Source organism: Mesorhizobium sp. M0862 (genome assembly GCF_040319795.1).
In the GTDB taxonomy this organism is placed as follows: Bacteria; Pseudomonadota; Alphaproteobacteria; order Rhizobiales; family Rhizobiaceae; genus Mesorhizobium.
In genome coordinates this window covers 1-21460 of record NZ_JAMYOJ010000015.1, presented here as the reverse complement: position 1 = coordinate 21460, position 21460 = coordinate 1, and the positions used below count along the sequence as shown (strand labels likewise).

The 21460-nt window shown below is 63.4% G+C and carries 18 protein-coding genes and 2 pseudogenes; 7 read left to right on the top strand and 13 right to left on the bottom strand.

Features of this window, described 5'->3' with window-relative positions; genetic code table 11:
- Window positions 1–93 precede the first annotated feature (93 nt).
- Window positions 94–1440 (top strand): NAD(P)/FAD-dependent oxidoreductase, encoded by a 1347-nt coding sequence (locus NKI15_RS21640; protein WP_023702527.1) that lies wholly within the window; start codon window positions 94–96, stop codon window positions 1438–1440.
- 25 nt (window positions 1441–1465) lie between these two features.
- Here NKI15_RS21640 and NKI15_RS21635 read toward each other — a convergent pair whose 3' ends face one another.
- From NKI15_RS21635 to NKI15_RS21595, 9 genes are all read right to left on the bottom strand, one after another.
- Window positions 1466–2878 carry a S8 family serine peptidase gene (locus tag NKI15_RS21635; protein WP_352514617.1) on the bottom strand — a complete coding sequence of 471 codons (1413 nt, stop codon included), beginning with the start codon at window positions 2876–2878 and terminating at the stop codon, window positions 1466–1468.
- Window positions 2868–3536, bottom strand: a complete 669-nt coding sequence (locus NKI15_RS21630) for a hypothetical protein (RefSeq protein WP_023703636.1) — start codon at window positions 3534–3536, stop codon at window positions 2868–2870. The genes NKI15_RS21635 and NKI15_RS21630 overlap by 11 nt, the downstream gene beginning before the upstream one ends.
- Before the next feature lie 14 nt (window positions 3537–3550).
- The gene (locus NKI15_RS21625; protein ID WP_023683483.1) at window positions 3551–4117 is read right to left on the bottom strand and encodes a sigma-70 family RNA polymerase sigma factor; all 567 of its coding nucleotides are present in this window, start codon (window positions 4115–4117) and stop codon (window positions 3551–3553) included.
- A 278-nt stretch (window positions 4118–4395) separates the two neighbouring features.
- Complete coding sequence (locus NKI15_RS21620) at window positions 4396–5235, bottom strand: alkaline phosphatase family protein (protein ID WP_023823867.1); 840 nt, start codon at window positions 5233–5235, stop codon at window positions 4396–4398.
- Window positions 5236–5299: 64 nt separating this feature from the next.
- Window positions 5300–6955, bottom strand: coding sequence for an ABC transporter ATP-binding protein (locus NKI15_RS21615; protein WP_023725919.1), 1656 nt, complete (start codon window positions 6953–6955; stop codon window positions 5300–5302).
- The gene (locus NKI15_RS21610) at window positions 6955–7779 is read right to left on the bottom strand and encodes an ABC transporter permease (protein ID WP_023671389.1); all 825 of its coding nucleotides are present in this window, start codon (window positions 7777–7779) and stop codon (window positions 6955–6957) included. Before NKI15_RS21610 ends, NKI15_RS21615 begins: the two co-directional genes overlap by 1 nt.
- 9 nt (window positions 7780–7788) lie before the next feature.
- On the bottom strand, window positions 7789–8748 hold the full coding sequence (locus NKI15_RS21605) for an ABC transporter permease (RefSeq protein ID WP_023671388.1): 960 nt from the start codon (window positions 8746–8748) through the stop codon (window positions 7789–7791).
- A 16-nt stretch (window positions 8749–8764) separates the two neighbouring features.
- Window positions 8765–10351, bottom strand: a complete 1587-nt coding sequence (locus NKI15_RS21600; protein WP_023671387.1) for an ABC transporter substrate-binding protein — start codon at window positions 10349–10351, stop codon at window positions 8765–8767.
- A gap of 154 nt (window positions 10352–10505) precedes the next feature.
- Window positions 10506–12488, bottom strand: a complete 1983-nt coding sequence (locus NKI15_RS21595; RefSeq protein WP_352514618.1) for a CocE/NonD family hydrolase — start codon at window positions 12486–12488, stop codon at window positions 10506–10508.
- Window positions 12489–12667: 179 nt separating this feature from the next.
- Here NKI15_RS21595 and NKI15_RS21590 point away from each other — a divergent pair.
- Both NKI15_RS21590 and NKI15_RS21585 read left to right on the top strand, forming a co-directional pair.
- A pseudogene (locus NKI15_RS21590) lies at window positions 12668–12914 on the top strand (BrnT family toxin).
- Window positions 12901–13212 carry a BrnA antitoxin family protein gene (locus NKI15_RS21585; RefSeq protein WP_023671384.1) on the top strand — a complete coding sequence of 104 codons (312 nt, stop codon included), beginning with the start codon at window positions 12901–12903 and terminating at the stop codon, window positions 13210–13212. Before NKI15_RS21590 ends, NKI15_RS21585 begins: the two are co-directional and overlap by 14 nt.
- A 10-nt stretch (window positions 13213–13222) precedes the next feature.
- Here the strand turns inward: NKI15_RS21585 and NKI15_RS21580 are convergent, their stop codons facing one another.
- Genes NKI15_RS21580 through puuE form a run of 4 tightly spaced genes read right to left on the bottom strand, consistent with a single transcriptional unit; the run spans window position 13223 to window position 16625 of the window.
- A complete protein-coding gene (locus NKI15_RS21580; RefSeq protein ID WP_023742576.1) occupies window positions 13223–13816 on the bottom strand; it encodes a nucleoside deaminase in 594 nt (197 codons plus the stop codon).
- Window positions 13817–13819: 3 nt separating this feature from the next.
- Entirely contained in the window at window positions 13820–14320 is a 501-nt protein-coding gene (locus NKI15_RS21575) for an ureidoglycolate lyase (RefSeq protein ID WP_023700406.1), read from the bottom strand.
- Window positions 14317–15174 carry a bifunctional allantoicase/(S)-ureidoglycine aminohydrolase gene (locus NKI15_RS21570; protein ID WP_460221814.1) on the bottom strand — a complete coding sequence of 286 codons (858 nt, stop codon included), beginning with the start codon at window positions 15172–15174 and terminating at the stop codon, window positions 14317–14319. The genes NKI15_RS21575 and NKI15_RS21570 overlap by 4 nt, the downstream gene beginning before the upstream one ends.
- A gap of 32 nt (window positions 15175–15206) precedes the next feature.
- Window positions 15207–16625 carry an allantoinase PuuE gene (puuE, locus tag NKI15_RS21565; RefSeq protein ID WP_023700408.1) on the bottom strand — a complete coding sequence of 473 codons (1419 nt, stop codon included), beginning with the start codon at window positions 16623–16625 and terminating at the stop codon, window positions 15207–15209.
- A 184-nt stretch (window positions 16626–16809) separates the two neighbouring features.
- Between puuE and uraH the strand changes: the two genes are divergently transcribed.
- The 4 genes and pseudogenes from uraH to NKI15_RS21545 form a co-directional block, all read left to right on the top strand.
- Window positions 16810–17184: a hydroxyisourate hydrolase gene (gene uraH / locus NKI15_RS21560; RefSeq protein WP_023694734.1), complete on the top strand. Its 375-nt coding sequence runs from the start codon at window positions 16810–16812 to the stop codon at window positions 17182–17184.
- A 3-nt stretch (window positions 17185–17187) separates the two neighbouring features.
- Window positions 17188–18669 (top strand): xanthine dehydrogenase small subunit, encoded by a 1482-nt coding sequence (gene xdhA, locus NKI15_RS21555; RefSeq protein WP_023823872.1) that lies wholly within the window; start codon window positions 17188–17190, stop codon window positions 18667–18669.
- Window positions 18669–21035 (top strand): xanthine dehydrogenase molybdopterin binding subunit, encoded by a 2367-nt coding sequence (xdhB, locus tag NKI15_RS21550; protein WP_352886897.1) that lies wholly within the window; start codon window positions 18669–18671, stop codon window positions 21033–21035. Before xdhA ends, xdhB begins: the two co-directional genes overlap by 1 nt.
- Window positions 21036–21109: 74 nt before the next feature.
- A pseudogene (locus NKI15_RS21545) lies at window positions 21110–21316 on the top strand (XdhC family protein); the annotation flags it as partial.
- Window positions 21317–21460 lie beyond the last annotated feature (144 nt).

Sequence of the window (21460 nt, the reverse complement as noted above, 5' to 3'; positions counted from 1 at the left end):
GACAACGGTCTGCCTGGACCTGTCCTTGATTTGGCTTCGAGTGGGTGGCAACCAGTAAGCCAGAGCCATCAACCAGTCCTCAGGGTGCGCCACTTGCCCATATTCCCGTTCTCCGAAACGGATCCAATCCGGCATCCTGGCCCACCGCCGAAAACGTCGGAGGTGGTCATTGTCGGTGGCGGCATCATCGGTGTGACGACGGCGCTTTTCCTGGCACAGCGGAACATCCCGGTGACGCTGCTGGAAAAAGGACGCATTGCGGCTGAACAGTCGTCCCGGAATTGGGGCTGGATTCGAAAGCAAGGACGCGACGCCGACGAGTTGCCCATCGTCATCGAGGCTATTCGCCTGTGGCGGCAACTGGCTGAGGAATGCGGCGAGGACATCGGCCTGACCCAAACAGGTGTGACCTACCTGGCGAACACCGACAAGGACATGGCCGGCTTCGAAGCGTTCATGAAGATCGCCGCGATGCATGCGCTCGACACCCGTCTCCTGGATGCAGACGAAACCGCGACACTCATCAAAGGCATGTCGCGCAAATTCAAGGGCGCGATGACGACGCCCTCCGACATGCGTGCGGAGCCTTGGCTGGCGGTGCCTGCACTTGCCCGGCTCGCCGTGCGAAAAGGCGTCAAAATCGTGGAGAACTGCGCGGCGCGAACCCTCGAAATCTCGGCCGGCAAGGTCAAGGGCGTGTGGACCGAGGCGGGGTATATCGAGGCCTCCAGCGTATTGGTCGCCGGAGGCGCCTGGTCATCCCTGTTCCTGAGAAGACACGGCGTCTCCATCCCCCAGCTCAGTGTCAGGGTAACCGTCGCCGCAACCGAGCCCCTGGCTGAAATCTATGCAGGCGCGGCGACTGACGAACACATCGCTTTCCGGCGCCGGCAGGATGGCGGCTACACGCTCGCCGCGGGCGGCAGCCATCTGCATTACCTGGGACCTGATGCATTCCGGCACGCCTCCAAATACCTTCCTGCGCTGAGGGACAATCCGCTGGGGACACGCTACTTTCCGTTCGCGCCGTCAGGTTACCCCGATGCCTGGTCGACGCCGCGCGATTGGGCGCCGGATTCGCACAGCCCTTTCGAGAGAATGCGGGTGCTCGACCCGGCCCCGGAACCGGCCCGTCTGCGTTCGATAGAACGCAAGTTCAAGCACCTCTTTCCGCAGTTCGAGACGGTTCGCCTGAAGGCAGGCTGGGGCGGCATGATCGACGCCATGCCGGACGTCGTCCCCATCGTGGATCATGTGCAGGCCGTCGGCGGTCTTTTCGTCGCGACGGGAATGAGCGGTCACGGCTTCGGTATCGGGCCTGGCATAGGCCGGGTCGTTGCGGACATGATTCAGGGAAACGAGACCGGACACGACCTCAGCCGCTTCCGCCTGTCACGCTTCCATGATGGCAGCCCTGTCCGGCTGGGCCCGGCGCTCTGAATTGGTGGCGCGAATTTCGCCCGGTTTACTTGTTCGCCGCCGCCTTCGTATCCAGCAGCCCATAACCGAAATCATTGTCCCGTCCCTTCGGACCGAGATCCCTGGCGGTGGCGGCCAGCGCCTTTTCGATGTCGTCGGCGGAGCGCTCGGGTGAAGCGTGGATCAAATTGGCGATAGCGCCGGACACGATCGCGGCGGCAAACGAGGTGCCGGTGACGACGTCAGAGCCGGCGCCGCTCGGCGCCACCATCTCGACGCCGGGCGCCGAGATGAAGACATAAGCGCCGCGATTGGCCTGCTGCATCAGCCCGTCCTTGGCGTCGGTGGCGGTGACCGCGATCACGCCGTCATAGGCGGCGGGGTAGCCATAGGGCGCTTTCGGCCCGTTGTTGCCGGCAGCAGCGACCAGGATGATGCCGAGCCCGCGCGCATTGCGGCAGGCGGTGGCGAGCAGATCGTTCTTGGGGCCGACGAAACTCATATTGATGATGCTGACATTCTGGTCCGCCGCCCAGTCGAGCGCCGACAGGATGACATCCATGGTCGACCTGCCGTCCTCGAAGGCGCGGGCGTGATAGATCCTGGCGCCGGGCGCCATGCCTTCGAGCGCGCCGACGCCGGCGATCAGCCCGTCGACCGAGGTACCGTGGTCACGCTTTTCGACCGGCACGTTGGGCATGGCGTCGAACTGGTCGGCAATGACGCCGGTCAGCGCCGGATTGGTGTCGTCTATGCCGGTGTCGATGACGGCGATGCGCACGTTTTCGCCACTGGCTTGCTTGTTGTCGAGCTGAATGCGCTCGAAGGCATAGTTGACGATGCCGGCCGCCTGCTGCAGCGAATAGATATGGTTTGGCTCGCGCCGCAGGGTGCGGCCATCGGCGGCCAGCTGCGCCAGCACGGCGCCGACCGGGCGGCCGTCGGGAATGCCGAAGCGCACCAGCGTGGTGCCGAGCAGCCGCGACTGGCGCTGCGAGCGCACTTCAAGGCCGAAGGAGGCGGCGATCTGCTGGACGGCGCCGGCATCGCCGTCGACGGTCACCAGCACCTCGTCGGGCACGAACTCGCCGGCGATGGCACGGCGCGGCGCGGTCGCGACAAGATCGGTCGGCGAAACGATCGCCCCGCCGGCGGGTGGCCCGGCCTGCGTGTCGGCAGGCGGCGCTGACGGCCGCGGCGTCGGCACGGGCGCTACGGGAGCCGGTGGGTTGGGAAACAGGTCGACGATCAGGGCCGGAAGGGTAACTGCGCCTGGTTCGCCGCCGACGTTGGCCTCATTGCCGTCTTTCGGGCAGTCGGCAGCCGCCGCTCCGGCCGCGTCGGTGCAGTCGGCCCGGCCGGCATTGGGATCATTGGTCTGCGCCGACGCCGGCACGGCGACGATTGTCGTCGCCGCCACCAGGATCGCCGCAAATCGAATGACCGCCCTAGCTGCCATCAACCGGTTTCCTTCCCTCGATCACAGTCTCCGCGAACGGCTGGGCGGCAATAAGGCCGACGAGCCTGGTGTAGTCTGCTCCGGTCTTGACCGGGATGGCAATGCGGAAGACGCCCGAGGCGGCCGGCCCGCCGGCGATCTTCAGCGCGTTCTGGTCGAGGAAAACAGCGATGTCGGACATCTTCGCATCCGGCTTGAACTTGACCAGCGCGAACGGCAGTTTGGCCAGATCATCCTCGGCGCCGGCAATCTCGAAATCATGGCTCTTGCCGCCGGTCTGCACGTAGGACTGCACCACGACCAACGCCAGCAGCACCGCCGCTGCCGCCCAGGCGACACCGACCGGCACCGCCATGAAACGGCCGAGTGCCTGCGCCAGCCAGGAACGGCCCGCGGGAGCGCGGACCGGTCCGGCTTCGGCGTCGAGCGCCCTGGCAAAGCGGCTGAGCGCATCGGCCGGTGGCCGGATCGCCTCGTTGGCGGCGGTGGCGCCGGAGAATTCCGCCTCAGCCTCGCCAAGCGCCGCCATCGCCGCCGGATCGGACGCCAGCCATTCCTCGACGGCTTCGAGGTCCGAGCCTTCCAGCGAGCCGTTCAGGTAGAACGGCAGCAGCGTTTCCATTTCGTCACGGCGCGACATTTTTTCAGCGGCGCTCATGTCTTCAGGATTGCTCATGGCCACCCCCTGTCGTAACCGGCGGCCTTGAGGGCTTCGCCGAGTTTCTTGCGGGCGTAGAACATTCGGGTCTTGACAGTGGCGACCGGGATGCCGAGTACCTCGCCGATCTCCGTCACCGACTGTCCATGGTAATAGGCAAGGTCGATCACCGAGCGGTGTTCCTCCGGCAAGGCATCGACGAAGCGCCGCAAGGCGGCGCCCTTGTCTTCCTTCATGGTGGCGACTTCCGGCGTGTCGGCGCCATCGGGAACCTGCGCCGCATCATCGTCATCGATCCAGTCTTCTTTTTTCTTGCGCAGCATCGACAGCGCCTTGAACCGGGCGATGCCGAGCAGCCATGTCGAGACTTCCGAGCGCCCTTCGAAACCGGGCGCCTGGCGCCACAGCTCGAGAAAGACCTCGTTTGCGATATCGTCGGCCATCATTTCCGATCCCGTCTGGCGCACCACGAAGCGGTAGACCCGCGCGTGGTGACGCATGAACAGCAGCCGAACAGCGGCACGGTCGCCCTTCGCGACCCGGTCGACAAGCGCGCGATCAGTCTCGGTCGCTGCCGTCATGGCCGGTCGAGCCGCCTGGCTCCTGTCTGCTCTGTCGCCGATAGGTTCAAAAAGGTTCATCCTTCCGCCAAGGAATTTTGGCGAAGCTAACCGAAGAGAGGGAGTGTTGCCAGAGCGTCTCCCTTCTCCCCGTCACTATACGGGGAGAAGGTGCCGGCAGGCGGATGAGGGGCGGCGCCGGCGTTGGGGTATTTATTTTGATGTTAGCGCTGCCCCTCACCCTTACCCTCTCCCCGTATAGCGACGGGGAGAGGGGGTAGCGAACGGCGGGACCTCCGTCACCCCAAAAACGGCTTAGCCTTCATGGTCTCCGGCACCGGCACACCCAGCCGCTTCAGCACCGTCGGCGCCAGTTGCAGCTGATCAAGCAGCGTGTCCGGATCCGGCCCTTTGCCGGCTCCGAAATAATACAGCGCGAAATCCTGCATTTCATCGTCACGGCCGCCATGATGGCCGCGGTCTGTCTGGCCGTGGTCGGCGGTGACGATCACCTCGTAACCGGCCTGCCGCCAGCCCGGCAGGAAGGCTGCCAGCATGCCGTCCATCGCATAGCAGGCATGGTCCATTTCGTGGCAGTCATGGCCGAAGCGATGGCCCATCGAATCCAGCGTGCAGGTGTGCAGGATCCCGTAGTCGATGGCGTGGCGCCGGGTCAGCTGGGTCAGTGTCGCAAACAAATCGACATCGCTCGGCGTCATCTGGTTGCGCAAATTGTAGCCGGTCATGGTGTGGAAGCGGCCATGCGCGATCGGTCCGTTGGGCTCGTCATACTCCATGTCCTCGACCAGATCGAACGGATAGGAACGAAAGAATTCCGACCAGTAGGAATGCGTCACCGCGCCGGTCTTGCCGCCGGCCTTGCTGACCTCGGAGAAAATATCCGGCTTGTTGACGAGAAAACGGTTCTCGTTGGATAGGATGCCGTGCTCCTGCGGCGAAACCCCGGTGTGGATCGAGGCATAGCAGCAGGCCGAGGTCGACGGCAGCACCGAGCGCATCTTCCACACCTGCGCCTCGCCCGACTGCACCCAGCCCTCGAGATTGCCCATCAGCCGGCGCCAGTTCCGGTAGGGCACGCCGTCGAGAATGATGAGCAGCAGTTTGGTCTTGAGCGCCATGGGCGGCTCCGGAAAGCTTTTGCCGTTGAAGGAAGTTTTCGCGACAAAGGCCGCGAATTCCCTACTAATTCCCCGCGCTCGCCATGCGCCGTCCCTTGATCGCCTTTTCCAGCCAGCCGATCTCCATCTCGGGAACGGACGACAGCAGCAGGTCGGTATAGGCGTCGAAGGGCGGCGTCAGCACCTTGCTCTTGGCGCCATAGCGCACCACCTCGCCGCGGTACATCACCGCGATCGAATCGGCGATCGACTTCACCGTCGCCAGATCGTGGGTGATAAAGAGGTAGGCGACCTTCTCGTGCTGCTGCAGGTTGAGCAGCAGCTTGAGAATGCCGTTGGCCACCAGCGGGTCGAGCGCCGATGTCACCTCGTCGCAGATGATCAGCTTGGGCTTGGCGGCGAGCGAGCGGGCGATACAGACGCGCTGTTTCTGGCCTCCGGAGAGTTCGGCCGGATAACGATCGAGAAAGCCCTTGCCCATCTCGATCTCGTCGAGCAGTTCGGCGACGCGCTTGTCGCGCTCGCGGCCGCGTATGCCGAAGTAGAATTCCAGCGGCCGGCCAATGATGGTGCCGACGGTCTGGCGCGGGTTCATCGCCACGTCGGCCATCTGATAGATCATCTGCAACTGGCGCAGATCCTCCTTCGGCCGGTCGGCAAGCCGGTTGGCGAGCGGCCTGCCATCGAAGGTGACGGTGCCTTCCTCGGGCGGCAACAGCCCGGTGATAGCGCGCGCCAGCGTCGACTTGCCAGAGCCGGATTCACCGACGACCGCCAGCGTCTGTCCCGGATAGATCTCGACCGAGACGTTCTTCAGCACCTTGACGTGGCTGCCGCCGTAAGCGGCGGTGACGTTCTTGACCGACAGGAACGGCGCGGCGCCGGGCTTCTGCTCGGCATGCTCGATCTCATGCACCGAGACCAGCGCATTGGTGTATTCCTGGCGCGGCTCCTTGATGATCTGGCGAGTGCCGCCCCATTCGACCAGCCTGCCATGGCGCAGCACCATGATCTCGTCCGAGACCTGGGCGACGACGGCAAGATCGTGGGTAATGTAGAGCGCCGCGACATGGGTGTCGCGGATGGCGTCCTTGATCGCCGCCAGCACGTCGATCTGCGTCGTCACGTCGAGCGCCGTGGTCGGCTCGTCGAAGACGATCAGGTCAGGTTCCGAACACAGCGCCATAGCCGTCATCACGCGCTGCAACTGGCCGCCTGAGACCTGGTGCGGGAAGCGTTCGCCGATGATTTCGGGGTTTGGCAGGCTGAGCTTCTTGAACAACGCCACGGCACGTTTCTCGGCCTCGGCGCGTGTCGCCGTGCCGTGCAGCAGCGTTGCTTCCACCACCTGGTCCATCAGCTTGTGCGCCGGATTGAAGGCCGCGGCCGCCGACTGCGCGACATAGCAGACCTCGCGGCCGCGCAATTTGCGGAAACCTTCCTTGCCGCCCTTGAGAATATCGCGGCCGTTGAGCAGCACCTCTCCGCCGGTGATGCGCACGCCGCCACGGCCATAGCCCATCGACGACAGGCCGATGGTCGACTTGCCGGCGCCGGACTCGCCGATCAGGCCGAGCACCTTGCCCTTTTCCAGCGTCAGCGAGACATCGTGGACCAAAACGATGTTCTTCGGCGCCTCGCCGGGCGGAAACACTGTCGCTTCGATGCGCAGATTGCGGATATCGAGCAGCAGGCCGGGCTTTGCTTTTGTGTCAGCCATCACCCGCGTCCTCCCTTCAGGCTTGTCGTGCGGTTGAGCACCCAGTCGGCGACCAGATTGACCGAAATCGCCAGTGCTGCGATCGCCGCGGCGGGAATGAGTGCCGCCCCGATACCGAAGACGATGCCGTCCTTGTTCTCCTTGACCATGCCGCCCCAGTCGGCATCCGGCGGTTGCACGCCAAGCCCGAGAAAGGAGAGCGTCGACAAGAACAGCACCGCGTAGATGAAGCGCAGGCCAAGTTCCGAGACCAGCGGCGAAAGCGCGTTGGGCAGGATCTCGCGGAAGATGATCCAGCCGCTGCCTTCGCCCCGCAGCTTGGCGGCCTCGACATAGTCCATGACGTTGATGTCGACGGCCACCGCGCGCGACAGCCGGTAGACGCGGGTCGAGTCGAGGACGCCCATCACCAGGATCAGCGTCACCAGATTGGTCGGCAGCACCGAAAGCACGACGAGCGCCATGATCAGGGTCGGGATCGACATCAGCAGATCGACAAGGCGCGACAGAAGCGTGTCGAACCAGCCGCCGAACACCGCCGCCGAAAAGCCGAGGATGGCGCCGAGCGAGAATGACAGCGCGGTGGCCAGCACCGCGATGAACAGCGTGATGCGAGCGCCGTAGATCATGCGCGACAGAAGATCGCGACCGAGATTGTCGGTGCCCAGCAAATGTGCCGCCGTCATCGGTTCCCAGACATCGCCGACGATTTCGGCATTGCCGTACGGTGCGATCAACGGTGCGAAAACTGCCGCCAACACGAACATAGCCGTCAGCACGATGCCGATCAGCGCGGGGATGGGGATGCGTTTGATGTCGAGCATGCCCGCCGCCTATTTCGGATGTCTGAGGCGCGGATTGGCGACGATCGCCCCGATGTCCGCAATGATGTTCAGGCTGATATAAACGGCGGCGAAGACCAGGCCGACCGCCTGCACCACCGGCACGTCGCGCTTGGTGACGTGGTCGACCAGATATTGTCCCATGCCGGGATAGACAAAGATCACCTCGACCACGACGACGCCGACGATGAGGTAGGCGAGGTTGAGCATGACGACGTTGATGATCGGCGCTATGGCATTGGGGAACGCATGCTTGCGGATGACGTTGAAGGCCGACAGGCCTTTCAGTTCTGCCGTCTCGACATAGGCCGACTGCATGACGTTGAGGATGGCCGCGCGGGTCATACGCATCATATGCGCCAGCACAACCAGCGTCAGCGCGGTGGCTGGCAACGCGATCGCCTGCATGCGCTCACCGAACGGCATGCCGTCATAGACCGTGGAAATGGCCGGGAACCATTGATACTTCACGGCAAAGAAATAGACGAGCACATAGCCGATGAAGAATTCCGGGAAAGATGTCGAGGCGAGCGCCAGGCCGGAGATCAGCTTGTCGACCCAGCCATTGCGGTAACGCACGGCGATCAGGCCGAGGATGATGGCCAGCGGCACGGCCACGATCGCAGCCCAGAAGGCGAGGAACAGCGTGTTCCACAGCCGCCCCTTGATCGACGTGGCAATATCCTGGCCGCTCGACATCGCCGTGCCAAGATCGCCGGTGAGCACACCGCCTAGCCAATGGAAATACCTGATGTAAGCCGGCTGATTCAGGCCGAGCTGCTCGCGCAGATTGGCGAGCGATTCCGGCGTCGCCGACTGTCCGAGAATGGCTTGCGCGACGTCGCCGGGCAGGATCTGGGTGCCGGCGAAGATCAGGACCGAAACGGCCAGCAAGAGGACGATGCCCAGCGCAACGCGCTGGGCCACAAGTTTCACGACGGGTGAGGACATATCCGCAAAGCCGGGCTCAGGCTTCGAGCCAGCACTTCGCCAGCGCGTAGCCGTTCATCAGCTCCTGATGCGGATCGTCTACCCAGCCGCCGACCTTGGCGCCTGTCGCATCGATGAACTGATTGAACATCGGCAGGATCAGGCCGCCCTCGTCGCGCACCAGCACGGCCATGTCGTGGTACATCTGCTTGCGCTTGGTCTCGTCGAGTTCGGCGCGTGCGGCCAGCACCAGCTTGTCGAAGTCCGGACGCTTGAAACGGGTGTCGTTCCAGTCGGCGGTCGACAGATAGGCGGTCGAGTACATCTGGTCCTGGGTCGAGCGGCCGCCCCAATAGGAGGCGCAGAAGGGCTGCTTGTTCCAGACCTCGTTCCAGTAGCCGTCGCCGGGCTCGCGCTTGAGCTCGATCTTGATGCCGGCCTTGGCCGCGCTCTGCTGGAAGAGCTGCGAGGCGTCGACCGCGCCCGGGAAGGCGACGTCGGAGGTGCGCAGCAGCACGGTGCCGTCATGGCCCGACTTCTTGTAGTGGAACTTGGCCTTGTCGGGATCATATTTGCGCTGCTCGATCTCGGAAAACAGCGGATAGGACGAATTGATCGGGAAGTCGTTGCCGAGCGAGCCGTAGCCGCGCAGCACCTTGTTCAGCATCTCTTCGCGGTCGATCGCGAGCTTCAGCGCCATGCGCAGGTCGCTGTTGTCGAAGGGCGCGGTGTTGCAATGCATGATGAAGACATAGTGGCCGGGGCCGGCATGGTTGCGGATGGTGACGCCCGGTACGCGCTTGATGAGGTCGACGATCTTCGGCTCGACGCGGTTGATCATGTTGACCTGGCCGCCCTGCAGGGCCGCCGTGCGCGCGGTCGCGTCGTTGATGACGATGATCTCGATCTGGTCGGCATGGCCCATCTTGTCGGCCTGCCAGTAATTGGCGAAGCGCTCGCCGCCATGGCGCACGCCGGGCTCGTTGGTGGTGACCTTGTAGGGTCCTGCCGAGATGCCGGCATCCGCCTTGTCCTTGCCGCCGTTGGGCTGGACGATGAGGTGGTAGTCGCTGAGGAGATAGGGAAGGTCGGCGTTGGCCTCCTTCAGCGTCAGGACGACTTCCTTGCCACTGGCCTTGATGCTATCGATGCCTTTCATGTAGCCCAGCGCGCCGGACTTCGATTTTTCATCGGAATGGCGCTCGAGGGTTGCCGCCACATCCTCAGCGGTCACCGTCTTGCCGTTGTGGAATTCGACGCCGTCGCGGATTTTCAGCGTCCACACCTTGGCGTCGTCCGACGAGCCGATCTCTTCGGCGATGCGGTTCTCGAGTTTGCCTTCCGGGGACAGCTCGACGATCAGCTCGCCCCACATCTTGCCAAAGGCGAACGGCACTTGCGTCATGAACAAAGCCGGGTCCAGGCTGTTCGTGGATTCGCCGCCTACGAGGCCGGCCTTCAGCGTGCCGCCCTTGACCGGGCCTTCCGCGCGAGCCGCACTGGAAAGCAGCATATTGGCGAAGGGCGCTGTGACGCCGAGTGCTGCGGCGCGGCCGAGGAAATCACGACGGCTCAGCTTGCCGGACGCAACGCGCCGGCTCAGATATTCGAGTTCGTTGGACATTTGAGTTCCTCACTCTGTTGGTTCGACCTTATGGTCGTTTTTTGCTTGTTGTTACCAAAGGGATATTGACCGGAAGGCAAAGCGGTAAGCAAGACGGAATGCGACATGCCGTGGCGTAAATCGTGCGTCGCAACTGGACCAGTCGCGTGGACGCTCAGAGCAGGTCGCGCGGGATCGTCTCTTCGAAATCGCGTTCGAAAACCAGCGTTTCGCCCTCATAGGCTTCGATTCTGGCGCTGACGACGAAGTTTTGCGCGTCGCTGCGCATTTCAGCCGATGTCTCGGTGCGCACCGACCATCCGTTTCGCGACAAGGTCTGCGTCCAGTGCGTCCGGCCCGAGGCAGACAGCGGGTCGTAGGGATGGATCGTCCAGCTCTCGCGGGCAATGCTGCCATTGGCCAGTCCATGCGCGAGATCGCGCACTTCGCCGAAATCATCCGTGATCGAGAGCGTGACGATGCCGGTCTTCTCATCGCGATCGACGTGACGCTCGGAATTCGCTGCACGAACTGTCGCGGTTGCCCAGGGTGTTGCGCCTTCGGGAGACTGGAATGAAGTCTCGTCGCTTGTTGCGAGCGGGCGCAGCGGCAGCCTCAGCGTCGCCGCTGAAAGGTCGAGCCGCACCGGCTCCGGCGACGGCCAGATCATCGGCCAGTAAGCGTTGGAAACAGCGATGCGCAGGCGGTGTCCGGCCGGCACGCGGTAGGCGCACTGGTCGAGAATAACGCGCGCCGAAACCGTTTCGCCCGGCACCAGCGCTTGCGGCTGTTCGTGCGAAGCGCGATGCGTCAGGTTGAGCACGCCGTAGGAGATCAGTTCCGAGGCGCCGTCGGGGTGCACGTCGCACAGCCGCACCGCGATGTTCGCCTGCGGGCGATCGGACGACACCCGGATGAGAAGCTCCGGCGCGCCGACGATGTCGAGTGCCTCGGCAAGCACAGGCTGATCGAAGCAGACGGACAGCGCATCGTCCGGGCGCTGGTCGCCGGGCAGTTCCGGGCCAAAGGTGAAGGGAAAATATTCGCCGCCGGCGAGCCCGCAGCTTTGCGGGGTCGCCACGATCGCCGGCCTGACGCCGTCAGCAATGAGTTCGATCGCCCCGACCTTGATGTTGGGAGACGGCCATTCCTGTTCGGCCACCCAACGGCCCGGCCGCTCCGGGTGCCAGCGCGCCGGCCGCACACTGTCCATGACATAGGCGCGGTAGTCCGGGTCGGCCTCGACGCCGGTGTCGACGCCCTTCAACCAGCTGTCCCACCAGCGCAAAGCCTCCTGCAGGAAGCCGATGGCGGGTTTGGGTTCGGCATAATGCGGGTATTTGTGGATCCATGGCCCGACAATGCCCTTCACCGGCGCCTGGATGTTGGTGACCAGATGCGAAATCGTGTTGCGGTAGCCGTCATGCCAGCCGCCGATCGACAGCACGGCGGCTTTGACCGCGGAGAAATCCTCGCAGATCGAACCGCGTTTCCAATAGGCGTCGCGATGCTGATGGCTGAGCCAGAGCGGCAGAAGGAAAGACTGGTTCTCCAGCCGCGTCAGCCAGAGGTCGCGCCAGCGGTTGCCCGCAATCAGCGGATCCGGCGGTCGCGACGAATAGGACAACATGGTCGAGGCCCAGCCGAAATTTTCCGTCAAAAGGCAGCCGCCCTTGTAGTGGATGTCATCGGCGTAGCGGTCGACGGTCGAGCACAGGCTGATCACCGACTTCAGCGCCGGCGGCTGCTTGGCCGCCACCTGCAGGCAGTTGAAGCCACCCCAGGAAATGCCCATCATGCCGACACTGCCGTTGCACCAGGGCTGTGCTGCCGCCCAGGCAATCACATCGCAGGCGTCCTGCAATTCCTGCTCGGAATATTCGTCGTCCATCAGACCTTCGGAATCGCCATTGCCGCGCATGTCGAGGCGGATCGAGGCGTAGCCGTGGCCGGCAAAATAGGGATGCGTCAGCTGATCGCGAAAGATGGTGCCGTCGCGCTTGCGGTAGGGCAGGTGCTCGAGGATCGCCGGCACCGGATCGCTGCTGGCGTCCTCCGGCATCCAAACCCGCGCCGACAGCCGGCAACCATCCGGCATGACGATGCCCATATCGGGGAATTCGACGACCTTGCGGGGAAATTCGGTGATGGTTTTCATGCGATGCTCCAGGATGTCAGTGACGCATGGAGCGGGCATGTCATGAAGTCAAACGGGCGACGGCCGGTGTCGCCGCGACGACGCCACGATATGTAGCCCGATTGTTTTGCCCTGATGTTGCAGGATTATAATTAATGTATTACATTTATTAACTGAACCCAACGTGATGAGGATTTCGCCTGAAAATCGTTTGGGATGAGCCAAAGCGCGTGACGAACCTGGACAGCCGGGGTCTCGATTTTGCCGAACTCGATATTGAGTTTTTTTGCGACTTCAACCGTCCTTCCAGCCAAGGCCGACCGGTTCAAGGCGATTGGCGAATTCGGAGAGATCATCCTGGCCGTGATTTTCAAGCCGCTTGGTTCGGAGGTGATCTCGATGCGCCGTGCCAGCCGAAAGGAAAGGTCAGTATATGAACAATCCTAAATCGCGTGTTCGACCGCTTACCGATGCGGAGGAAGTGGAAATTCAAAGACAAATTGTTGATGATCCCGACGATGCGGAGACGACAGACGAACAGTTGGCGCAAGCCAGGCCTTTCGCGGAAGTGTTTCCAGAACTTTTCGAGAGCATAAGGCGTGCTCGTGGCCGGCCAGCCGTGGAGAAGCCTAAGCAAGTCGTGTCCATCCGTCTGGATCAGGATGTCATCAGTAAATTCAAGGCGACCGGCAAGGGCTGGCAGGCCAGGATCAACGAGGTGCTGAAAAACGCGAAGGTAGGCTAGGCAATCCGCGTCAGTTCAGCGGAATGTCGTTTTCGGCCTTGCGCGCCTGATAAGCGCCGGACAGTTCGTCGTAGCGGGCGGAAATATTGCCGATCCTTGCCTCAAGCCGGCCGCGCTCGGCCTCGGGCAGCGTCCGCACCAGCCTGCGAATGGAAAAACTCTTCCAATAAGCGTTCTCGGCATTGTAGCCGCCGGGATCAAGAGTGAAGACCTCTTTCAGGATTTTCAGATCGTGCGGGATCGCAAAGCTGTCGCGTGAATCCTCGTGGCTGAAGAGGTAGTAGAAATTGTCGAAGCCGGTCCAGGTGATCGCCGACAGGCAGAGCGAGCAGGGCTCATGCGTGGCGATGAAGATGGCGTCCTTGGTGTCGACGCGCTCGGCTTTCGGCATTTCATAGAAACGCTTCAGGCAGTGCACCTCGCCATGCCAGAGCGGATTTTCCATCTCGTTGTTGGTTTCGGCCAGCACCAGCGAGCGGTCGCCCTTCCGCAGGATGGCGGCGCCGAACAGCTTGTTCCCATGGGCCACGCCCTCTGCCGTTTTCGGCACGATGTCGTGCTCGATGACATCGAGCAGGCGGTCGATCAGCGATATGTCGGTCATTTCTCAGGTCTCGTTGGGGAGATGGATTTCGTAGGTGTGCGAGAAATGGAACTCTTCGAGGTTGGAGCCGTCACCGCCGCGGTCGACGATGACGAAATCCTGCGCTTCGCCGAGCGGCGTCAGCACGCCGTGCCAGAGATTGCGCGGATAGTTGACGCCTTGCCCGGGTGCGGTGATGAAGGCGTGCGGCTCGCCCGGACCGTCCTTGCCGTCATGGCAGACGACGACCAGGAAAGGGCGCGGTGACAGCGGGATGAACGCCTGGCTGCCTAAGGGATGGCGCTCGACCATGGTCAGCTTCAGCGGCAGGTCGTAAGGCGTGCCGCGCGCCATCGAGATCAGCACGCAGGCATTCGGTCCCGCGGCTTCAGCGGTGGCGAGATTGTGGTAGCGCTCGGTCTTGCCGCCATTGATCGGGTAGTGATTGCCGCCGCCCATGTCGATGACATCGCCGAAGCCGGCAAAGCTTTCGCGGGTCAGCGGCCGCGCTGTGATGCGGGTCACCGCGCGCGACCGCCAATGCCCGCCCCGCCGAGCTTGGCGTGCCGGTTGACGTCCTTGTAAAGGAGATAGCGGAATTTGCCTGGGCCGCCCGCGTAGCAGGCCTGCGGGCAGAAGGCGCGCAGCCACATGAAGTCGCCGGCCTCGACCTCGACCCAGTCCTGGTTGAGGCGGTAGACCGCCTTGCCTTCCAAGACATAGAGCCCGTGCTCCATGACATGCGTCTCGGCAAACGGGATGACGGCGCCGGGCTCGAGCGTGACGATGGTGACATGCATGTCGTGGCGCATGTCGGCCGGATCGACGAAACGGGTCGTCGCCCAGCGGCCCTCGGTGCCGGGCATCGGCGTCGGCGCCACTTGCTGGTCACTGCTGAACAGGGCTTCCGGCGCGTCGATGCCGTCGACGGCCTCATAGGCCTTCCTGATCCAGTGGAAGCGTACGGCGTCGCGACCTTCGTTGCGCACCGTCCAGCCGCTGGCCGGCGGCAGGAAGGCAAAACCGCCGGCTTGAAGCACGTGCTTCTTGCCGGCCAGCGAAACGGTCAACTCGCCCTCGACCACGAACAGCACGCCCTCGGCGCCGGCGTCCGGCTCGGGCCGGTCGCTGCCGCCGCCAGGCAGGATCTCGACGATGTACTGCGAAAATGTCTCGGCGAAACCCGAAAGCGGCCTGGCGATGATCCAGGCCCTGGTCTCGTCCCAGAACGGCAGTGGGCTGGTGACGATGTCCTGCATCACTCCCTTCGGTATGACGGCATAGGCCTCGGTGAAGACGGCGCGGCCGGTCAAAAGCTCAGTTTGGCCGGGATGGCCGCCATGCGGTGCATAATAGGTTTTCTGGTCAGTCTTGATCATATCCATTGGGTCCTGACCCCTCAGTCATTTCATTAGAGCGGGAGCATGTCTTTCAGGCGGAGCAGCGCGATGCGCTCGACCTGTTTGCAGGAGGTATCGAGTTCTACGCCACGGCTGTTGCCGATGCGCGCCTCGAACTCGGCGAGGATCTCCTCCTTGGTCTTGCCCCGCACCGCGATGATGAAGGGAAAGCCGAAGGTGGTGACGTAAGCGGCGTTGAGCTTGGAAAACAGCTCGCGCTCCTTGTCGGTCAGCGCGTCGAGGCCGGCGGAGGCCTGCTCGCGTGTGGATTCCGCAGTGAGGCGTCTCGCTTCGGCCAGTTTGCCAGCGAGATCGGGATGGGCGTTGAGGACGCCGATCCGCTCGGTTTCGCTGGCGGCGCGGAAGACGCGGCAGAGCGCATTGTGCAGGCCGCCGGCGCTGTCATGCGCCGGCCCAAGCTCCAGCTCATAGGCACGTTCGGCGATCCAGGGCGAATGTTCGAACACGCCGCCGAAAGTGTCGACGAAGGTTTCGAACTCCATCTTCGACGGCTTGAGCGCCGCCGGCTGGTAGGGGTGGTTCTTCTGCCAGTGCCTGGCGATATCGATCCGCCGCGCCAGCCAGACCTTGTCGTGCGATTTCACATAGTCGACGAAGCGCTTCAGCGCCGCCACCCGACCAGGACGTCCGACGAGGCGGCAATGCAGGCCGATGTTCATCATCCGCGGCCGGCCCGCTTTGCCCTCGGCAAAGAGCGTGTCGAAACTGTCCTTCAAATAGGCGAAGAACTGGTCGCCGGAATTGAATCCCTGCGGCGTGGCGAAACGCATGTCGTTGGCATCGAGCGTGTAGGGGATGACGAGTTGCGCGCCGCCGCTGTGCTCGAACCAGTAGGGCAGTTCGTCGTCATAAGTGTCCGACACATAGTCGAAGCCGCCCTCTTCGGCCACCAACCGCACCGTATTGACCGAGGTGCGGCCGGTGTACCAGCCGGTCGGCCGTTGGCCCGTCACCTCGTAGTGCAGCTTGATCGCCGCTTCGAGGTCGCGGCGCTCGTCCTCGGCGCTGTGGTCGCGGTAGTCGATCCATTTCAGGCCGTGCGAGGCCATTTCCCAGCCGGCCTCCTGCATCGCCGCCACCTGGTCGGGCGACCGGGCTAATGCTGAGGCGACCCCATAGCAGGTCACCGGCACTTGCGCCTCGCTGAACAGGCGCAGCAGCCGCCAGAAGCCTGCCCGCGCGCCATATTCGTAGATCGATTCCATGTTCCAGTGGCGCAGGCCGACCCAGGGCGCGGCGCCGACGATTTCCGACAGGAAGGCTTCCGAGGCCTTGTCGCCGTGCAGCACGCAGTTCTCGCCGCCTTCCTCGTAGTTGACGACGAATTGGACGGCCACATGCGCACCGCCCGGCCATTTCGGATCCGGCGGATTGGCTCCGTAGCCGCGCATGTCTCTAGAGTAACGCATTGCCCCTCCCCGCCGGACGCTGCCGGAAGTTGTGATCAGGATAGTCGAAAGGGTTGCTCGCGCATTCCCCCGAAATTTTTGAAAGTGTTTTTGTGCCACTCCGCTCGACCGGGACTTATGCATCGCCTTTAATTGGCGCACAATTCACTGCTTTGTTCGGCTGTATCGGAAATGGGAGGCGCCAGTGGCAGAAACGTCGAAAGCCGATGGCGGACGTCTGACGACGCATGTGCTCGACACCGCGACCGGCAAGCCGGCGGCGGGCCTGTCGATCGCGCTTTATCATCTTGAGAGCGACGCGCGGATACATTTGAAGACCGTCGTCACAAATGCCGACGGCCGCTGCGATGCGCCGCTGCTGGCAGGAGCGGAATTCCGCCTCGGCGAATACGAACTGGTGTTCGCCGCCGGTGACTATCTACGCGGCCAGGGCACCAAACTGCCGGAACCGGCCTTCCTCGACAGTGTGCCGATCCGCTTCGGCATGGCGGAATCCGTGCATTATCATGTGCCGTTGCTTATCTCTCCTTATGGCTACTCGACCTACAGGGGGAGCTGACGCATGGCCAAGATCACAATACGCAACGAGATCCGCTTCATCCTCAATGGCAGGGATGTCGCGCTGTCGTCGGTGGCGCCCGACGCGACCTTGCTCGACTGGCTGCGGCTCGACCGCTCGCTGCGCGGCACCAAGGAAGGCTGCGCCGAGGGCGATTGCGGCGCCTGCACGGTCCTGGTCGGAAAATTGTCCGCCGGCAAGCTGGTTTATGAAAGCGTCAACGCCTGCATCCGTTTCCTCGGTTCGCTCGACGGCACCCATGTCGTCACCGTCGAGCATCTGCGCGGCGCGCCTGGCCAATTGCATCCGGTGCAGCAGGCGATGGTCGATTTCCACGCTTCGCAATGCGGCTTCTGCACGCCGGGCTTCGTCATGTCGCTCTACGGCTTGTGGATGAAGTCGCCGGACCCGTCGAATGCGGCGATCGAGAAGGCCTTGCAAGGCAATCTTTGCCGCTGCACCGGCTATGAGGCAATCATGCGCGCCGCGCGTGCCATCTCCAGCTACGGCAAGGCGGCGAAGGATCCGCTGGCGGCCGAGCGCAAGGCGATCACCGCCAGGCTCGAGGCTATGCATGACGGTGCCCGCGTCGAAATCGGCGCCGGCAAGCTGAGGTTGGTCGTCCCGGCCAACGCCGATGATTTCGCCGCTGTACTGGATAAGGAACCCGACGCCACTGTTGTCGCCGGCTCGACCGACGTCGGCCTGTGGGTCACCAAGCACATGCGCGACATCTCACCGGTAGTCTTCATCGGCAATCTCGAGGGGCTGTGCGCGATCTCCGAAGACAATGACGTCATCACCATCGGCGCCGGCGTTACCTACACCGACGCCTTCGCGACACTGGCCAAGCGCATCCCCGCGCTCGGGCCATTGTTCGACCGCATCGGCGGCGAACAGGTACGAAACATGGGCACCATCGGCGGCAACATCGCCAATGGCTCGCCGATCGGCGACACGCCGCCGCCCCTGATCGCGCTTGGTGCGCAACTGACGCTGCGCCGCGGCAAGAAGCGGCGCACCATCGCGCTCGAGGATTTCTTCATCGCCTATGGCAAGCAGGACCGGCAGCCAGGCGAATTCGTCGAGGCCGTGCACGTTCCCGTGCCGGCCAAGGGCACGAAGTTTGCCGTCTACAAGATCACCAAGCGCCGCGACGAGGACATCACCGCAGCCCTTGGCGCCTTTTTCCTCGACTTGGCCAAGGACGGAACCGTGGCCGATATATGCATCGCCTATGGCGGCATGGCGGCCACCCCGAAGCGGGCTTTCGGTGTCGAAAAAGCGCTGCTCGGCAAGCCGTGGACGGAGACAACGGTGGAAGCGGCCATGGCTGAATATGCCGGCGATTTCACCCCGCTGACCGATATGCGGGCATCGGCCGAGTACCGGGCGCTGGCGGCCAGGAACCTGCTGCTGCGCTTTTTTGCCGAAACCAGCGGCAGCAAGGCGCCGTTCCAGGTGTCACGCAACGAGGCGGCCTGATGAACAAGCACGCCTCTCCAGATCTCAAGGCGCAGAAGATTTCCGGTGGCGTCGCCGCCGACCAGCGCCACGATTCCGCGCACAAGCATGTCAGCGGCAGCGCGGTCTATATCGACGATATGCCGGAACCGGCGGGCATGCTGCATGGCTGCCTCGGCCTGTCCACGGCGACGCATGCGACGATCAGCAAAATGGATCTGTCGGCGGTGCGCGCGGCGCCGGGCGTCGTCGATGTGCTGACGGCCAAGGACGTTCCGGGCGAAAATGACATTTCGCCGACCGGTCGACACGACGAGCCGGTGCTGGCCGACGACAAGGTGCAGTTTTATGGTCAGCCGATCTTCTGCGTTATTGCCAAGACGCGCGAACAGGCGCGCCGCGCCACCCGGCTGGCCAAGGTCGAATACAGTCCATTGCCTTTCGTCACCGACATTGGCGATCTCGACCCCCGCAAGGACAAGCTGGTCACGCCGCCGCTCACGCTGAAGCGTGGCGATGCCGCTGCCGCGATCAAGGCGGCGCCCCGCCGGCTGAAGGGCAAGATGCGCATCGGCGGCCAAGAGCATTTCTATCTCGAAGGCCATATCGCAGTGGCCATTCCCGGCGAGGACCAGGACGTCACCATCTATTCCTCGACCCAGCATCCGAGCGAAGTCCAGCATATGGTCAGCCATGCGCTGGGCGTGCCGAGCAATGCCATCACGGTGGAAATCCGCCGTATGGGCGGTGGCTTCGGCGGGAAGGAGACGCAAGGCAACCAGTTTGCGGCATTGGCGGCGATCGCCGCCAAGAAACACCATCGCGCGGTCAAGATTCGGCCCGACCGTGACGACGACATGATTGCCACCGGCAAGCGCCATGACTTCCTCGTCGACTACGAAGTAGGTTTCGACGACGCCGGCAACATTCTTGGCGTCGACTTCATGTTCGCGGCGCGTTGCGGCTTTTCATCGGACCTGTCCGGCCCGGTCACCGACCGCGCGCTGTTCCATTGCGATAACACCTATTTCTGGCCGGCGGTGCATGCGCAATCGGCGCCGCTTTACACCAACACCGTGTCGAACACGGCGTTTCGCGGCTTCGGCGGCCCGCAAGGGATGGTCGGCGCCGAACGCGTCATCGACGAGGTTGCCTTTGCCGTCGGCAAGGACCCGCTCGAAATCCGCAAGCAGAATTTTTATGGCACCAGTGGTGATAAAGACGGGGGCCGCAACGTCACCCCGTATCACCAGACGGTCGAGGACAACATCATCCACCGCATCGTCGCCGAGCTGGAGGCGAGCGCCGACTATGCGGGGCGCCGCCGCATCATCCAGGCCTTCAACGCCAACAGCCGCTTCATCAAGCGCGGCCTGGCGCTGACGCCGGTCAAATTCGGCATCTCTTTCACGGCCACCCACTACAACCAGGCCGGCGCGCTGGTGCATGTCTACACCGACGGTTCGGTGCATCTGAATCACGGCGGCACCGAGATGGGGCAAGGCCTCTACGTCAAGGTGGCGCAGGTGGTGGCGGAAGAGTTCCAGATCGACCTCGACCAGGTCAAGATCACCGCGACGACCACCGGCAAGGTGCCGAACACTTCGGCCACCGCGGCGTCGTCCGGCACCGACCTCAACGGCATGGCGGCGCAGAACGGCGCCCGCCAGATCAAGGAACGGCTGACCGACTTCGCCGCCGAAAAATACCAGGTGCCGCGCGAGCAGGTGCTTTTCCTGCCCAACCGGGTGCGCATCGGCAATCAGGAGATCGCCTTCACCGACCTCGTCAAGCAGGCCTATATGGCCCGCATCCAACTGTCGGCGGCGGGTTTTCACAAGACGCCGAAAATCCACTGGAACCGTGACAAGGGCGAGGGCCGTCCGTTCTATTATTTCGCCTATGGCGCCTCGTGCTCGGAAGTCTCGGTCGACACGTTGACCGGCGAATATGTCGTCGAGCGCACCGACATATTGCATGACACCGGCCGCTCGCTGAACCGCGCCATCGATCTCGGCCAGATCGAGGGCGGCTTCATCCAGGGTATGGGCTGGCTGACGACGGAGGAACTGTGGTGGGACGACAAGGGCCGGCTGCGCACGCACGCGCCGTCGACCTATAAGATCCCGCTCGCGTCCGACCGGCCGAAGATATTCAACGTCACGCTGGCCGACTGGCCGGAGGCCAACGAGCCGACGGTGCACCGTTCCAAGGCGGTCGGCGAACCGCCCTTCCCGCTCGGCATGTCTGTGCTGCATGCGCTGTCGGACGCGGTGGCAAGTGTGGCCGATCATAAGGTCTGTCCGCGTCTCGACGCTCCTGCAACACCAGAACGGGTGCTGATGGCGATCGAACGGCTGAAGGGTGAAGCCAAGAATAGCGCCTGACTCTGACCTGGATTCTGGCAAAACGTGCAATTCAGACTGAAAAACCCTATATTTCCCGTACGGGAATGCGAAATATGAAGTCGAAAGTGCAAAGCCTCAGAGCTTTTCTCGCCAGCGCCGACCGGTTTGCCTTGGTCGAAGTGGCCAGTACCAAGGGCTCGACCCCCCGCGAGAAGGGCGCCTTCATGCTCGTCTCGCAGGCGGCGACTTTTGGCACGATCGGCGGCGGTCAGCTCGAGTACATCGCGATCGACAAGGCGAGGCAGATGGTGGGGTCTTCACCCTCCCCCTTGTGGGGAGGGTCGGGGGGGGGGGGGGGGGGGGGGGGGGGGGGGGGGGGGGGGGGGGGTGGGGGTGAGGGGGGGCCGCCCGCGGGCGGGGGGGGGGGGGGGGTGGGGGGGGGGGGGTGTGAGATAGTGTGTGGG